Annotated in this window: 15 protein-coding genes; 4 read left to right on the top strand and 11 right to left on the bottom strand. The window is 57.9% G+C overall.

Annotation, left to right across the window (positions count from 1 at the left end):
- Positions 1 to 570: TetR/AcrR family transcriptional regulator (locus Q0M74_RS08755; RefSeq protein WP_293953492.1), on the top strand; the 570-nt coding region annotated here is incomplete at its 5' end.
- Between the two features lie 63 nt (positions 571 to 633).
- On the opposite strand, the gene Q0M74_RS08750 is transcribed toward Q0M74_RS08755, so the two are convergent.
- Entirely contained in the window at positions 634 to 2,109 is a 1,476-nt protein-coding gene (locus Q0M74_RS08750) for an alpha/beta hydrolase family protein (RefSeq protein ID WP_293953490.1), read from the bottom strand.
- 151 nt (positions 2,110 to 2,260) lie between these two features.
- Between Q0M74_RS08750 and Q0M74_RS08745 the strand changes: the two genes are divergently transcribed.
- The gene (locus Q0M74_RS08745) at positions 2,261 to 3,484 is read left to right on the top strand and encodes a DUF6882 domain-containing protein (protein ID WP_293953488.1); all 1,224 of its coding nucleotides are present in this window, start codon (positions 2,261 to 2,263) and stop codon (positions 3,482 to 3,484) included.
- On the opposite strand, the gene Q0M74_RS08740 is transcribed toward Q0M74_RS08745, so the two are convergent.
- Complete coding sequence (locus tag Q0M74_RS08740; RefSeq protein ID WP_293953486.1) at positions 3,477 to 4,205, bottom strand: hypothetical protein; 729 nt, start codon at positions 4,203 to 4,205, stop codon at positions 3,477 to 3,479. The two genes, Q0M74_RS08745 and Q0M74_RS08740, sit on opposite strands and share 8 nt — an antisense overlap.
- Before the next feature lie 81 nt (positions 4,206 to 4,286).
- Complete coding sequence (locus Q0M74_RS08735) at positions 4,287 to 5,351, bottom strand: enoyl-CoA hydratase/isomerase family protein (protein ID WP_293953484.1); 1,065 nt, start codon at positions 5,349 to 5,351, stop codon at positions 4,287 to 4,289.
- Between the two features lie 124 nt (positions 5,352 to 5,475).
- Between Q0M74_RS08735 and Q0M74_RS08730 the strand changes: the two genes are divergently transcribed.
- The gene (locus Q0M74_RS08730; RefSeq protein ID WP_293953482.1) at positions 5,476 to 6,273 is read left to right on the top strand and encodes a Cof-type HAD-IIB family hydrolase; all 798 of its coding nucleotides are present in this window, start codon (positions 5,476 to 5,478) and stop codon (positions 6,271 to 6,273) included.
- 7 nt (positions 6,274 to 6,280) lie between these two features.
- Here Q0M74_RS08730 and ppk2 read toward each other — a convergent pair whose 3' ends face one another.
- The 3 genes from ppk2 to Q0M74_RS08715 all read right to left on the bottom strand — a co-directional run bounded on the left by ppk2 (position 6,281) and on the right by Q0M74_RS08715 (position 8,217).
- Positions 6,281 to 7,282: a polyphosphate kinase 2 gene (gene ppk2 / locus Q0M74_RS08725; RefSeq protein WP_366088093.1), complete on the bottom strand. Its 1,002-nt coding sequence runs from the start codon at positions 7,280 to 7,282 to the stop codon at positions 6,281 to 6,283.
- A gap of 131 nt (positions 7,283 to 7,413) precedes the next feature.
- Positions 7,414 to 7,737 carry a putative quinol monooxygenase gene (locus Q0M74_RS08720; protein WP_293953478.1) on the bottom strand — a complete coding sequence of 108 codons (324 nt, stop codon included), beginning with the start codon at positions 7,735 to 7,737 and terminating at the stop codon, positions 7,414 to 7,416.
- A gap of 156 nt (positions 7,738 to 7,893) precedes the next feature.
- Positions 7,894 to 8,217 carry a putative quinol monooxygenase gene (locus Q0M74_RS08715; protein WP_293953477.1) on the bottom strand — a complete coding sequence of 108 codons (324 nt, stop codon included), beginning with the start codon at positions 8,215 to 8,217 and terminating at the stop codon, positions 7,894 to 7,896.
- A 98-nt stretch (positions 8,218 to 8,315) separates the two neighbouring features.
- Between Q0M74_RS08715 and Q0M74_RS08710 the strand changes: the two genes are divergently transcribed.
- Positions 8,316 to 8,852 carry a TlpA family protein disulfide reductase gene (locus tag Q0M74_RS08710; RefSeq protein WP_293953475.1) on the top strand — a complete coding sequence of 179 codons (537 nt, stop codon included), beginning with the start codon at positions 8,316 to 8,318 and terminating at the stop codon, positions 8,850 to 8,852.
- Here the strand turns inward: Q0M74_RS08710 and Q0M74_RS08705 are convergent.
- From Q0M74_RS08705 to Q0M74_RS08685, 5 genes are all read right to left on the bottom strand, one after another.
- On the bottom strand, positions 8,812 to 9,573 hold the full coding sequence (locus Q0M74_RS08705) for a PfkB family carbohydrate kinase (protein ID WP_293953473.1): 762 nt from the start codon (positions 9,571 to 9,573) through the stop codon (positions 8,812 to 8,814). The genes Q0M74_RS08710 and Q0M74_RS08705 overlap by 41 nt on opposite strands.
- Before the next feature lie 77 nt (positions 9,574 to 9,650).
- Positions 9,651 to 11,477, bottom strand: a complete 1,827-nt coding sequence (locus Q0M74_RS08700) for an ABC-F family ATP-binding cassette domain-containing protein (protein WP_293953471.1) — start codon at positions 11,475 to 11,477, stop codon at positions 9,651 to 9,653.
- Positions 11,478 to 11,489: 12 nt separating this feature from the next.
- Positions 11,490 to 12,440 (bottom strand): 4-(cytidine 5'-diphospho)-2-C-methyl-D-erythritol kinase, encoded by a 951-nt coding sequence (locus tag Q0M74_RS08695; protein ID WP_293953469.1) that lies wholly within the window; start codon positions 12,438 to 12,440, stop codon positions 11,490 to 11,492.
- Positions 12,437 to 13,306 carry a 16S rRNA (adenine(1518)-N(6)/adenine(1519)-N(6))-dimethyltransferase RsmA gene (rsmA, locus tag Q0M74_RS08690; RefSeq protein ID WP_293953468.1) on the bottom strand — a complete coding sequence of 290 codons (870 nt, stop codon included), beginning with the start codon at positions 13,304 to 13,306 and terminating at the stop codon, positions 12,437 to 12,439. Before rsmA ends, Q0M74_RS08695 begins: the two co-directional genes overlap by 4 nt.
- A 203-nt stretch (positions 13,307 to 13,509) precedes the next feature.
- On the bottom strand, positions 13,510 to 14,514 hold a 1,005-nt coding region (locus Q0M74_RS08685), incomplete at its 5' end, for a resuscitation-promoting factor (protein WP_293953466.1).

The following is a 14,514-nucleotide window of genomic DNA, read 5'->3' as shown; positions in this document are numbered from 1 at the left end:
ACCAAGAAGGCCGCGACCCGCACAGCCCTGTCGCGGGCCGCAGCTGAGATCGCACTGGCGGATGGTCCTGAAGGGCTGACCATCGCTGCGATCGCAGCCCGGGCCGGGGTGTCCAACCGGACCTTCCACAACTATTTCAACTCCCGTGAGGAAGCTCTCCTCCAGTTCCTGTCAGACCGCATTGAGAATCTGGTGGGACAGCTCAATGAGGTTCCTGAGGAACTGGACCTCCTGGATGCTGTGGAACACCTGGTGGTGTGCCACATGCGGGCGGGCGAATCAGAACTGGATTCCTTCGGCGCACTGTTCCACATCACGGAGATCGTCGAGGTGATCACCCCGACACCGAATCACCTCAGTGCAGGAATCATCGTGATTCCGCTGCTGCCGGCAGTACTTCCCCGCTCACCTGGGCTGGATGAGTTTGAGGTGTCTGTCGCGATCAATATCATCGCTGCAGCGGTGCGGGCAGCACTCGAATGGTTTTACCGTATGCCGGAACCACGGGATGTGGAGGTCGGTGCAGACCTTGTGCACCGGGCCTGCACCATGATCCGTCTCAACAATTAGCAGATACGGCTAAAAACTCCTCTTCATGATGATCATGAAGAGGAGTTTTTAGCCGTCTGAGGCTTAATCTTCGGCGTAGACGCTTCCTGCGGCAAATCCGAGTGCGTCCAGTGCAGAACTTCCTGCAATGAACTCACGGGCGGAGCTACCGCTGGCATCTTCAGCATCCTCAGAGCTGCCCATGATGTTATCGACACTGCCGATGGCCTTTGCTGCGCTGCTGCCACCGCTGGATGACTCGGAGGAGCTTTCAGAAGAACTGATACCATTGGGGTTATAAACCGGAATCGGTCCACCATCAAGTCCGAATCCCTGCATCATGAGTGGGTAGAAGCGGTGAAGTGCCTCATTCCAGTAGTCCCAGGCATGGGTGCCGGTGGGGCGGAAATCATAGTTGATGGTGTCAATGCCCAGGGCATCTGTGGCAGATTTCAGATTATGGGTACAGGAGTTGGACAGTGCCTCAATGCGGAAGCCCACTGACTTACGGTTGTCCAGTCCAGCCTCGTCATCAGGAGCGTTGGGGCCCTCCACATCAACCTCCGACCACACACCAGAGGCAGCGAATACATAGAGGTTGTCCTGCTCCGCAAGCCTGTGTGCGTTGATCACCGGATCGTTGTACCGGGAGTAATCACTGTCTACTGCTCCGAAAATCTGGGAAGGGGTGGCGTTGCCTGAGTAGATGGTGGCAGCTACGCCGCGACGTCCCATCCAGGAGTTGGTTTCAGCACAGCCAGACAACGAGGCCACAGAAGAGTAGAAGTCTGGCATGTGGGAGGCGATGTTGACCACAGCTCCGCCGGACATGGACATGCCGAGGAGACTGCGCTGGCCATCGGCGCCGATGGCTGTTTCCAGGGGCTCGGGCAGTTCATGGGTCAGGAAGGTTTCCCATTGTTGCTTGCCGCCGAGGGATTCATTCTCCTCCACCCAGTCGGCGTAGAAGCTGAAGGAACCCAGCATCGGCATGATGACGTTGACATTGTTTCCGCTCATCAGCTCAACCATGTCTGTCTTGGTGATCCAGTTGGCACCACCCTGACCACCATCGCCGCCACCCAGTGCGTACAGGGTCGGGCGGGGTACGGAGTTATCTTCCGGTGTGATCCACACCAGGGGGATCCACCTCTCCATCGATGGGGAGTAGGCATTGATCTGACGGATCCGGTCGCCATCCACATTGGCAAAGCGAGTCAGACGAGCCAGGACTTCCGGGTCCATGTCAATGGTGGCTTTTTCCAGGTGCTCCTTGCCGTTGGGATAACGGGGATCAAACTCCTGTGGTCGAGCCGAGGTGACGATTCCCGATGATGCTGATGCATCTGAGGATCCCCAGCCGGTAAGCCGTGTGCCGATCCCCGGTATCTCTGACAGTCCGGCAGGACGGTCTTCAATATCGTCAATCGGGTTGTGGTTCATGGCTGGATCCATGCCATAGTCATAGGCCCAAGCCGTGCTGGTTCCTGCGATAACGGTGCTCAAACCGATGGTTGATGCGATTGCTGCGGTGAGAATTCGGTTTTTAACGGTGCGCACGTGGATTATTTTCCTGCCAATTCAGCCCAAGTTTATGTTTCGAACTCAATCATCTTCACAGATGTCCTCGGAGTGAACAAGCCCATGGTGTGAACTGCTCCCTGGAGAGGCCGGAGGTGGCATGTTCAAAAACATTGAATATCCTTGAGGAATGGCTATCCCTTCCCCCTCCTCCCTTTCTGATGTCATCACCGACGGCATCCTCGCCCAAGCTGGTGTTGACCGTGCCTTTGCCGCGCAACTCGGAAAGATCCAGGGGGTGGAATTCAACCTGAATCAGGCAGCAGATAATGAATCCGCAGACACCCCCATCACCGTGCAGGTGCGTATCAACCGGGCCCAGGGCGCACCCTTTGATTCCTCAGGGACCGTGGTCGCATGGATCCATGACGGGCAGTTCACCTGGGTCAGTGACCGCGGCGCAGAATTCAACATCCCGGAGTTGAGCGGCACCCATGAGCATTCTGATGGTCTGATCCATGCAGCCCGTACGCTCCATGGAAATGCCCCGGCGTTCATCGCCCCTTTCTCCGGGCGCGGGCAGGCTCTCGTGGTGCTCAATGTCGAGCCTGAGCTGGGCGATGTCCGTGGTGATCTCATCGACAGCCTTGCTGAACTCCGCCCTGATCTGGATGCCCAGCGTGCCATCACCGGTTATGCAGCGGTCCGTGGTCTCGGGGTCCGGCGCGGCCCCAGCTACATTGCGCTGAGCGACGGCACCTCCGTCACCCTACGCAATGGGCACCGCCCCTTCGAGGTCTCCGGTGGGCTGTCCCTGCGCGATGTGCGTGCAGATTCGGCTTTCTCATCAGCTGAGCACCAACTGCTTTTCGACGCCCTCTCCCCCACCCACCAGGTGTCCTATAACCCGCAGACAGGCACCGCCCTCATCGATGGCCAACATGAGGTCACAGCGCTCCCTCTGGCCACCATTGAAGATGGTCAGTGGCGATGGGCCTGGGATGATCAGAGGGTCCCAGGTCAGGTGACAGAAGGACTACGCAGGTTCGGCCGGGATAACGGATTGCTCCCACTGGTGACGCCAGCATTGCCGGTTGATCAGGCAGAGGCCTTAGATCTGACTAGTGTGGCCAAACCGATTCTCCAGTGCTGGACTGATGTCACAATAGATTCCGGCGCAGGTTTCCACGTTGTTCTCCTGCTGGAGCATCCCCGTCTCCACCTGCCCCCAGCTTCACATGCTGCCGTTGAAGCGACACTGTACTCCCGGATTGATCCGGCACTGGATGCCCGCCGGGCGGTAGCCGCCTACGCATCACAGCGTCAGGTTCCTTTTGATGGATCCTCACTCACCATCGATGGCCGACAGGTCACCGTGGAATTCAGTGGGAATCAGATCAAGTCCATCAGCTGACGTAAATGACCAGGCCAACGATGAACATCGCCGGGATGATCATCATCGCCACCAGGCCCCAGGAAGCTGGACGCGCCATGTTCACCACCGTGGTCTGTCCGTCTTCCAATTCCACGAATACCCGTGGGTCAGCGGGGTTGTGATAGATCAGTCCCCACTTCATCTCCGCTTCATCTTCCTGAACTGGGAGGACCCGGTCAATATCCAGCTGCCCGCGGCGCAGGGATGTCAGTAGTGTCCATGCAAGCACCACGATCAAGATGACATAGACAGCCATTTCAAAGGCACTGACAAATCCGGGACTGTTGAGCCGGATCGAAGACACCGCCAGGATGGCGGCGAAGAAGAAGCTGAACCACCCCAGGCAGGACTGCACATTGCGGAGGAAAGCCCACCGCCGTCCCAGAGCTGTCGCCGAGGCCTCCGGGTGGTGTTGATTAAGGCGTGCCGCCTGCGATGCGATCAACAATGCCAGCCCCACAGCGATGACCAGGGTCAGCAGAGGACCTGCGATCACCCGGGCGATCAGTGCCTCCATTCCCATGGGAGGGGCATAGGATCCCCCCAGTGCCACTAGTCCACCATTGACGCGTGCTGGCATCTGCTGCGGAACAAGGTTCAGCATTGATGCCGATACAGCTGAACCCACCACGATCAATCCGACGATACCTAGGTACCAGCCCCAGGGCACGGGGATCTTCGCCAGCGGTTTCACACCCACACCTTCCTCTTAAAGCTTCTTGAGCCCATCAACCAAATGGGCTACTCCTAAGCTAGCAAAAGGTATGGGAAAAACCCCTAATCAGGCAAGCAGAGTTCGGAAAACTGCATCATTCACCTGATCAAACGTTGCCGGTTGGAAAGCCGCATTGCGGTCCTTGTCCACCAGCACCGCGCGCACCCCCTCAGCAAAATCCGGCTGGCGGAGCATGTACAGGCTGATGATCAGTTCGTTATCCAGGCCCTCACGCAGGGTTGTTGCCTGGTTGTTCTTCTCCATTAGGATCACGGTGGCCTCCACCGCGGACGGTGCTGCAGAGGACATGAGCTCCCGGACCTGTTCTGCAAACGTCTGATCCTCGTGGCTCGCGAGTGCTTCGTCGATAAGCTTCCAGCTGTCAAAGCCAAACGTCGCCTCCACATGAGGCGCGATCTGTGCCAACCGACTTTCCTCTTCTGGCTGAGAACGGAACTCATCAAGTGCCTCCTCCAGGGAACGCTCAATGATGGTCTGCTGGAATGCGCCCACGTCCTTGGATTCGATGAAATCCGTGGCCACACCTGCCCACAACATATCCGCCGGGCTCATACGCCAACCGGTGATCGCCAGAAACTTGCCGATCGCCGATGTCGTGACCTGCTGGATGAAGTAGGTGAAGCCAACATCCGGGGTATATCCGATCGCCATTTCCGGCATGGAGGCAAAGGACTTCTCCGTGACCACGCGGTGTGAACCATGCATGGACACCCCGAGTCCACCACCCATGACCACACCATCAATGACAGAAATGATCGGTTTGGGGAAGGTCCCGAGATCATCATTCATCATGAATTCTTCAACAAAGTAGTGATCAGCAGCCTCAGCATCATCCTCCAGGATCGCGTCCCTGACGGCACGAACATCACCACCAGCACAGAACGCACGCTCCGAGGTGGAATAGATGAGGATGCGGTGGACAGCATCATCACCAATCCACTTATCCAACGCCTCCCGGATCAGGTCAACCATCTCCTGGTTGAGTGAGTTCAAGGCCCTGGGGCGGTTCAGCTCCAGGACTCCGGTGGAGTTCTGCACAAATACATTGACCACCTCATTGCCGGTGGTGAGGGTGTAGGCGGACTGTGTCTCATTCGGATTGATAGCCATGGAAATAAGTGTGGCACATCACAGGTTGTCCCTGCAGAGAAACCGCAGATCCTGGGTGTAGCCCGGCAGGACAACCTGTGGAACAATGAGAAAACAAGACATAATCAGAAGGGAACCCACCTAAATGGACTTTCGCCTTGTTGTTACAGACATGGATGGCACGCTGCTGAACTCGGAGGGACATGTTCCGGAAGGTTTCTGGAACCTCCTGAACACCCTCCGCGAACGCAATATCGCCTTCGCACCAGCCAGTGGCCGTCAGCTGGCCACCCTGCGTCACCAGTTTGAACGCGCAGGTGAACCAATGTCCTATATTGCTGAAAACGGCACGGTGGTGATCCACGAGGGCAAGATAATCTCTCTGACCACCCTTGATTCCGAAGCGGTCCATGCGATCATCGATGCCGCACGCGCCTCTGAGATTGACATGGGTGTGGTGATCTGCCACCCGGAACGCGCCTATGTGGAACGCAATGACGAGGCATTCCGCTCCGAGGGACTCAAGTACTACCTGGCACTGGATGAGGTGGAGGATCTCCACACGGTAGTCGACGGCCAGGTGATCAAGGTGGCCATCTTCACCTTCGACGATGCCGAAACCCAGGTGGCACCCGTGATGCGGGAAGCTGTACCTGATCAGAAAGTGGTTGTCTCCGGCAAGCACTGGGTTGATGTCATGGACCAGAATGCTGATAAAGGCCGCGCCCTGACCGCACTGTGTGAAGCCATGGGGATCTCCATCTCCCAGTCACTAGCCTTCGGTGATTACCTCAACGACATGGAACTCCTGCAGGCATCAGGCACTTCATATGCCATGTCCAATGCCCACCCGGAGATCCTTGCCATCGCCGACAAGGTCGCCCCCTCCAACAATGATGCCGGAGTGCTCCTGGTGCTGAAGGACCTGCTGGGCGAGGAATAACCTCCCGCTATTTCTTCTTTTTAGCGGTGGTTTTCTTCTTCTCAGACTTTTTGGTGATCTTCTCAGCCGCTGCCTTCTTCTCCGTTTTCTTGGTGCGTTTCTTCTGAGCTGACTTGTTGTTTTTCTTCTTGTCAGAAGTTTTCTCAGCAGGCTGGGACGCCATCTTGGCTTCCTTTTCTGCTGCTACGCGTTCCTCTTCGAGGTTGGCGGCAACATCCGGGACATAACGGAACTCATCACGTGGAGGGCGTACATAGTCATCCTCATATTCGGGACGCTCAGGGATTTCAGGCAGGGGGCGATTAATCTTCTCATAGGGAATCGTGTTGAGAATATGGGAGATCACATTGATCCGGGAACGTTTCTTATCCTCGGATTCCACAATGTGCCAGGGTGCGGACGGAATATCAGTGTGGATGAACATTTCATCCTTGGCCCGAGAATACTCTTCCCATTTGGTGATCGACTGCAGGTCCATGGGGGAAAGTTTCCACCGGCGCAGAGGATCACTCAGACGATCCTGGAAACGTTCAATCTGCTCCTCATCTGAGACTGAGAACCAGTACTTACGCAGGTGGATGCCGTCTTCTACAAGCAACCGTTCAAAGATGGGTGCCTGGTGCAGGAATCGGCGGTACTCCTGGGAGGTGCAGAATCCCATGACGCGTTCCACTCCGGCGCGGTTGTACCAGGAGCGGTCGAAGATGACGATTTCGCCGGCGGTGGGCAGCTTTTCAATATAGCGCTGGAAATACCACTGCCCTTTCTCCCTGGAACTCGGGGTGGGTAGCGCCTCAATCCTGGCGGAACGGGGGTTGAGGTACTGGGTGATCCGCTTGATGGCAGATCCCTTACCTGCTGCGTCGCGTCCCTCCATGATGATGACAACACGTGCACCGGTTTCCACGACCCACTGTTGCATGTCGACCAGCTCTGCCTGGAGGCGTTTCAACTCTTTGTTATAGGCCTTCTTGTCCAGTTTCGGAGGGTTCTTGGAGAACTCAGGCATAAGGACATCATGGTTCTTTGTCATAACCTTTAGCCTACTTGGGTTATCACCGGTGATATGCCAAAAGCCCTGACCTGTAGTGAATTCTTAACAACTCAGGGGCCAGGGCTTGAAGGCTGGGTGCAGGAGTCTCAGTAGACCGTGAAGTCGTGGAAGCGCTCCCAACCCTTCTTCTTGGGGAATTCGCTTTCCACAATGAGTGGTGTCTGCTGGAGCAGCGGTGGGAGTGTCTCCTGCGCACGCAGGAAGTATTCACTCTTCTTGTGAGCATCAGCGCCCTCATCCGTGAAGACACCAATCAGCAGGTACTCACCTGGATAGTCTGTACTTCTGAACCATTCGAAATAGAGGCAGCCTTCTGCCGCCTGTGCCTCCTCAGTGAATTTATCGACCGTATAACGGAAAGTTTCGACGTATTTGGCCTTGGGTTTGAAGCGAATATTTACGATATGCATACCTCCAGCCTACCGACTTTCACGGAAAAATGACTGGAATCACTATTCGTCCCGACTGAGTTTTAGATCGCATCAGGATTTACAGAAAAGAAAACGCCCACAGGATGAGCTGCACGGTAGCAGCCACCCCAGCGGGCGTTTATGAAAATTGTGGAACTACTTGACGGCGAACTCCGCCATGCGGTCCCACTCGGTTTTGCCTTCGATCATGGTGTTGATGATCTGCGGGGTTTCCTTCAGGATCTTCGGGAACATCTCGCAGGCCGCCTTGAAGTGGTCACTGTTGACGTGAGCCTCTGCCGCGTCATCCTCGAAAGCCTCGATGAGGATGAACTCGGAAGGGTCATCGGTGTTGATGGACCAGTCGAAGAAGATGTTGCCCTCTTCCGCACGGGTCTTCTCAGTAAATTCCGCGACCTGCTCGCGGAAGGTGTCTACATACTCTGGCAGTGGCTTGAATCGCACGTTAATCAAAATCATATGACCAAGCCTACCGAAAATGCCCTCTTCCGCACCCCACCAGGGCCAAGCCCCCGACTATACTGTGTCCCAAGACACAGAAATGGAGGTTGGGTTCGATGCCAACTGCACGGGACAACGCACTGAACAATGCCCCACTGCTGGAGTGGGAGGTCTCAGAATGGTTCAACCATGAGGGACTGACCCCAGAGGACCTGCAGGGAAAGGTGGTGCTCATTGAGGTTTTTCAGATGCTCTGCCCGGGATGTGTGAACCATTCCATTCCGCAGGCGGTGAAGATCCACCACAAGATTGATGACTCACAATTGCAGGTTATCGGCCTGCACAGTGTGTTTGAACATCATGATGTGATGACCCCGGAGGCCCTCAAGGTGTTCCTCTCCGAGTTCGGAGTGAAATTCCCGGTGGCGGTGGATAAGCCACGCGAAGGGCAGCGCATTCCTGCCACGATGAAGAAGTACCGCCTGGAGGGACACCGTCCACGATCCTGGTGGATCGCAAGGGACGTATCCGTCAGGTGGAGTTCGGCCAGATCGATGACTTCGTGCTGGGGCTGCTCATCGGCAGCCTGTTGTCTGAAGGAGACTAAAACGCCTAGAGCACACGCGCCGTCAGCACCTCACCGACGGTGGTAGCTGCATGGGTGGCGGCATCGATAAGCGTCATCTTCTTATGCAATGCGGCGATCAGCGCTGCCGCATAGACATCCCCGGCGCCCTTCGCTGTGGTGGTGACCAGGGGGTTGTTCACCTCAACATGGTCGGTGCGGGTAACGATCAGATCGGTGACAGATTCCTCATCCGTGGCAGAGCTGGTCACCACCACCCATTGGCCGTGCTCCCCCAGCATGCTGCGGGCCTGCTCCACGGCATCGCCAGAAGAGGTGGCCAGGTGGGAGAATTCAAAGGCATTCGGCACAATACCGGTGGCCAACGGGATGAGATGAGTCCGAAGCGCTTCATCAATCCCCGGCGCGGTGTAGACCCCGACGTCATGATCGCCGATGGTGGGGTCCACCACGATGCTCAAGTCCGGGTGAGTGACACGGAGCTTCTGCAACCAGGATGCGACCACCTCGACCTGTTCGGCAGAGGCGAAGTACCCGGTGGCGATAGTGGAAATTTCATCGATCAGGCCGAGTACCAGCAGGTCATTGAGACTGTCTGCCATCCACTGCGAGTCGTGGGGTGCCACGTGGCAGTTGGCATAGTGCGGCATGGAGCTGAGCACGATGGTGGGCACCGCCAGGACCTGGAGGTCTTCGCGGTGCAGGACGGGAAGGGCAGCACTCATGCCGACGGTGCCGTAGATGACCTGGCTGCCGATCAGCAGGACATCTGCTGGGCGTTGGTTCATCTCAGCATGTTTACGGTGTTCCCGCTGTAGGGCTGCTGCCTGGTCTGGCGTTTCGCCGCTTCCCACCTGTGCCATCTTTAGCCCTCGATCTTTTCGCCCAGTTCCAGCCACTGCATTTCAAGTTCTACGTGTTCATTGTGTACGTCACGCAGTTTGCCATCCAGGTCGGCGAGTTTGGCGGTGTCCATCTTCTCTGCTGCGTCGGCGAGTTGCTGGTTGAGTTTCTCCACCTTCTGGTCGAGTTTGCCCATTTTGCGTTCCAGGGCATTCATCTCCTTGGTGATGCGCTGGTGTTCCTGGGCAGACAGGGCCGGGGTTGTGGCAGCTTGCTGGGCTGGTACAGCGGTGGCGGATCCGGAGCTGGTTCCACCGCCGAGGTCGAGCACGCCGGTGTCTTCTTCCGCCATTGCTGCGCGACGTTCGAGGTATTCCTCGATGCCGCCGGGCAGATTGGTGAGGTTGCCATCGCCAAACAGTGCCCAGGTGGAGTCGGTGACGCGTTCAATGAGGTAACGGTCGTGTGAGATGACCACCATGGTTCCGGGCCAGCCGTCCAAGAGGGATTCCAATTCCTGGAGAGTGTCGATGTCCAGGTCGTTGGTGGGCTCATCAAGCAGCAGCACGTTAGGTTCTGCCATCAGAACTCGGGTGAGCTGCAGGCGGCGACGCTCGCCACCGGAGAGGTCTCCCACCGGGGTGCGCTGGCGCTTCGGTGAGAAGCCCAGACGTTCTGCCAGTTGTGAGGCTGACACCTGGCGGTCACCGATCTGGACGTAGCTGGCCACATCCTCCACACAGTCGATGAGACGGCGGGACAGATCCAGGTCATCGAGTTCCTGCTTCAGCCATCCCAGACGGACGGTCTGGCCTTCGATGCGCTTGCCCCCGGTGAGTGGGTGTTCACCGGCTAGGGTGCGCAGCAGGGTGGTTTTACCGGAGCCGTTGACACCGACCAGGCCGATGCGCTCGCCGGGGGCGAGGCGCCAGGTGAGGTCGTCGACAAGCATGCGGCCGTCGGGGGTTTCCACGCGGGCGTCTTCAAGTTCAATGACCACGCGTCCCTGGCGGGACTTGGAGAAGGCCACGAGTTCGACCTTGTCGCGGGGTGCCGGAACATTCGCGATCAGGGCTTCTGCTGCCTCGATGCGGTAGCGCGGTTTGGAGGTACGCGCCGGTGCGCCACGACGCAGCCAGGCCAGTTCCTTGCGTGCCAGGTTCTGACGACGCTGCTCAATGGCGTCTGACTGTCGGGAACGCTCCGCGCGTGCGAAGGTCCAGTCGTTGTAGCCGCCCTCGTAGGCATCGACCACACCATCGTGGACTTCCCAGGTCGTGGTGGCGATCTTGTCCAGGAACCAACGGTCGTGTGTGACCACGACAATCGCGATTCGGCGGGAGAGCAGGTATTCCGCCAGCCACTGCACACCTTCCACATCCAGGTGGTTGGTGGGCTCATCCAGGACGATGAGATCAAGGTCCTGCACCAGCGCGGCAGCCAGGTTGGTGCGGCGGCGTTCACCACCGGAGAGCTGGCCCACCTTGGTGTCCAGCCCCAGGTCAACAATGCCCAGGCCACCGAGGACATCGCGGACGGTGGCGTTGGAGGCCCATTCAAAGACCTCCAGTCCCAGGGGCCCGAGAACAACTTCAGCCACGGTGTCCTCATCATTGAGATCCGCACGCTGGGTCACCACAGCCATGTTCAGGTGTGAGGTGTGGGATACCCGTCCGGAGTCCGGTGGTTCGATCCCGGTCAGAACCTCAAGCAGGGTGGTTTTGCCGCCACCGTTGAGGCCGACCACACCGATGCGGTCACCGGTTTGCACACCGAGGGAGACTCCATCGAGCAGTGTCTTCAGTCCCCACGTCTTGGAGACGTTCTCCAGATTGATCAGGTTGACCATTATGTTTTTCTTCTACTCCGATTCGATTGAAACGATATGTGCGCCGCGGTTTTTCGCCGGCACCTGGACGGGACTGGTGGCCGCGTGTACTGAAAGGCCGATGCCGTCGTCGATAAGTGCATCACGGATGTCCTGTGCACTCTGTTCATCTTCACACAGCAGGGCGATGGTGGGGCCGGAACCGGACACCATCGCAGTAAGTGCACCGGCGCGGATGCCTGCGGTCTGGATCTTGCGCAGATCCGGGCGCAGGCTCAGTGCTGCCGGCGCCAGGTCATTGTCCAGCAGTTCCGCCAGGCTCCAGACACTTCCCTCAAGCAGTGCCTGACTGAGTTTGGTCACATCCATGTGGGAGGGCAGAGACATCTCATCAAATTTCTTAAACACCTCAGGGGTGGATAATCCCGTGGCAGAGGCCACCAGCACCCAGTGATAGGTACCGCGGTTGAGCATGTCCACCAGCTGTTCGCCACGTCCGGTGCCCAGCATCGTGCCACCCATCAGGCAGAAGGGCACATCAGAACCCAGTTCAGCAGCGACCTCCACGAGAGTCTTCTCACCGAAGGGGCCGATCCAGGCATCCACCGCGCGCAGAGCAGCTGCGGCATCAGCGGATCCACCAGCCATGCCGCCAGCCACCGGGATCCCCTTGCGGATGTGTAATTCCACCATGGGCAGGGTGTCAGTGTGGGTTGTGCGCCAACACTCCACGAGCTTATCGACAGCGCGCCAGGCCAGGTTGCTGGCATCGGTGGGCACCCCGGCGGGGCCGGTGACAGACAGCTGCTTGACCACGCTTCCCTGTTGCGGGGCGTCCTCATCATCCAGGGTGGTGAGTGTGACGGTCTCCGCCAGATCAATGGTCTGGAACACCGTCACCAGCTCATGGAAACCATCTTCCCGGGCCGGTCCCACACCAAGATGCAGATTGACCTTGCCCCAGGCCTTGGCGGTTATTCTCACTTGTCACTGACTCCTGCAAGCCGGATGTAGTCTGCCACATCAAGCTTCTCACCACGCAGTTTTGGATCAATACCCGCTGCGGTGAGAGCCTCTTCTGAAGCGGGGGCGGAACCATAATGACCGGACAGCGCAGCGCGCAGGGTCTTACGACGCTGTAGGAAAGCGGCATCAATGACCGGCCACACCTTGGCACGGGTGGCATCATCCTGCGCCCACGGGGTGTCCACACGGACGATCTTGACCAGCCCGGACTCAATCTGAGGGGCTGGCCAGAACACATGTTTGCCGATGGTGCCGGCCTTGGTCACCGGACCATAGAAGGACGCCTTGACACTGGGTACACCATAGATCTTGGAACCGGGGTCTGCAGCCAGCCGCTCAGCGACCTCCAGCTGCACCATGACCAGCACCTTCGTGATCGTGGGGAACTGCGCCAACATGTGCAACAGCACAGGGACAGAGACGTTATAGGGCAGGTTCGCCACCAGGGCCGTTGGCTGGGTCTCAAAATCAGACGGCATCACCTTGAGCGCATCCTTCTGCACCACGGTGAGCTTGTCCGCCAGTGCCGGGGCACGCCATGTAAAGGTGGCAGGCAGCTCTGCTGCAAGACGGGGATCAATCTCCACAGCAGTGACAGAAGCCGCAGCCTCCACCAGTGCCAGGGTCAGGGATCCCAGGCCCGGTCCAACCTCCACCACATGATCATCTGGGGTCAGGTCGGCAGCGGCCACGATCCGACGCACGGTATTGGGATCATGCACGAAGTTCTGCCCCAACTTCTTCGTGGGGGTGACGTCGAGCTTTTCTGCCAGCGCCCGGATCTCTACCGGTCCGAGCAGCTGTGCACCTGAAGGTTCTTCCATAGCATCCCAATCTACCGGCCATGCGCGAGATTTCTACTATTGAGGCGGAAGCCGTGGGACATGTACCTGTTTTTTCGGCACAGGCGTTGCCCTCCAGGGGATTTTTTTACACTCAGGTCAACATCTACCTGGTTTTCCACCGGTAAAATGGTGATTTCCGGCATAGACGTTGCCCTCAAGGGGATGCCACAAGGTCTAGCGGATTAGCGGATCCCCAGGCTTGCGGTGCAGGCAGGCCAGGCGCCCCAGCCCTGTGCCGCCTGGACCTTCTCCGCAATCACGATCTGCTGTTCACGGGAGGCATTGGATGCGGTGGAGGCGAACTGTCCACCACCATAAGCCAGCCAGGTCTGTGGGTGGAACTGCAGCCCACCAGCAAAACCATTGCCGGTGTTGATCGACCAATTACCATTGGACTCACACTGTGCCAGTGCGTCCCAGACGGAGTTGGCCGGGGTGGTGCGGGTGCCACGGGAGATGGTGGCAGGTGTTGCCGGGGTGATCTCAACTTCCTTGATCACATTGTTTTCAGCCTCAACACCATTGACGGTGACAAGCTCACGGGTGATTTCCTTGGTGCCAGGCGTGGCCTCTGCCACCACGGTTTCCTCACCCTGCATCATTTCCGGATCATCGATGTAGGTGACCGGCGCCTCGAACTCCACCGTCTCGGTGAATTCGCTGGTCTCCACGCGATCAATCACGATCTCGGTATTGGTGGCGATCCCTGAATTCAGATCCAAGTTCACGCGGTCATCAGCGTCAACCTCCACTCCACGGCGCTCCAGGACCTCACCGACGGTCTCTGCTGCAATGGAGGTGTAGACCACGTTGCCACCATCATTGATGGAGATGATCTTCGGCTTGGTCACCTTCAGGTGAAGACCGGACTCTGGGATGGTGGCGTCAAGATCAGCGTCGATGGCATCTGCACGGGAGACATCATCGAGTTCGCTGAGCAGATCCTCCACACTGATGGCGGTGGTGGTGAGAGTCTTCTGCTCACCCTCAACAAGGAGTGCCACCTGCTTGGCGGTACGGACAGTGACCACACTGTCATTGCTCAATGCAGCATCTGGTGAGGGCGAGACAAAGTCACTGTCTCCCAGTTCGATGCCGGCCTGTGTCAGGGCGCCGTTGACGGTGCCTGCCATGGTGACCAGGGCCAGCTGCTCGCCGTTGACATCGACAATGATGTCCTTCTTGGT

It is taken from the genome of uncultured Corynebacterium sp. (assembly GCF_945649885.1).
Taxonomy (GTDB): domain Bacteria; phylum Actinomycetota; class Actinomycetes; order Mycobacteriales; family Mycobacteriaceae; genus Corynebacterium.
This window is presented reverse-complemented; position numbering and strand designations above follow the sequence as displayed.

Bases quoted from the DNA above. Each gene is read 5' to 3' on its own strand.
- Q0M74_RS08710 (WP_293953475.1), top strand. From the start codon at position 8,316: ATGCCAACTGCACGGGACAACGCACTGAACAATGCCCCACTGCTGGAG.
- Q0M74_RS08730 (WP_293953482.1), top strand. From the start codon at position 5,476: ATGGACTTTCGCCTTGTTGTTACAGACATGGATGGCACGCTGCTGAAC.
- rsmA (WP_293953468.1), bottom strand. From the start codon at position 13,306: ATGGAAGAACCTTCAGGTGCACAGCTGCTCGGACCGGTAGAGATCCGG.
- Q0M74_RS08720 (WP_293953478.1), bottom strand. From the start codon at position 7,737: ATGCATATCGTAAATATTCGCTTCAAACCCAAGGCCAAATACGTCGAA.
- Q0M74_RS08700 (WP_293953471.1), bottom strand. From the start codon at position 11,477: ATGGTCAACCTGATCAATCTGGAGAACGTCTCCAAGACGTGGGGACTG.
- Q0M74_RS08715 (WP_293953477.1), bottom strand. From the start codon at position 8,217: ATGATTTTGATTAACGTGCGATTCAAGCCACTGCCAGAGTATGTAGAC.
- Q0M74_RS08735 (WP_293953484.1), bottom strand. From the start codon at position 5,351: ATGGCTATCAATCCGAATGAGACACAGTCCGCCTACACCCTCACCACC.
- ppk2 (WP_366088093.1), bottom strand. From the start codon at position 7,282: ATGCCTGAGTTCTCCAAGAACCCTCCGAAACTGGACAAGAAGGCCTAT.
- Q0M74_RS08705 (WP_293953473.1), bottom strand. From the start codon at position 9,573: ATGAACCAACGCCCAGCAGATGTCCTGCTGATCGGCAGCCAGGTCATC.
- Q0M74_RS08745 (WP_293953488.1), top strand. From the start codon at position 2,261: ATGGCTATCCCTTCCCCCTCCTCCCTTTCTGATGTCATCACCGACGGC.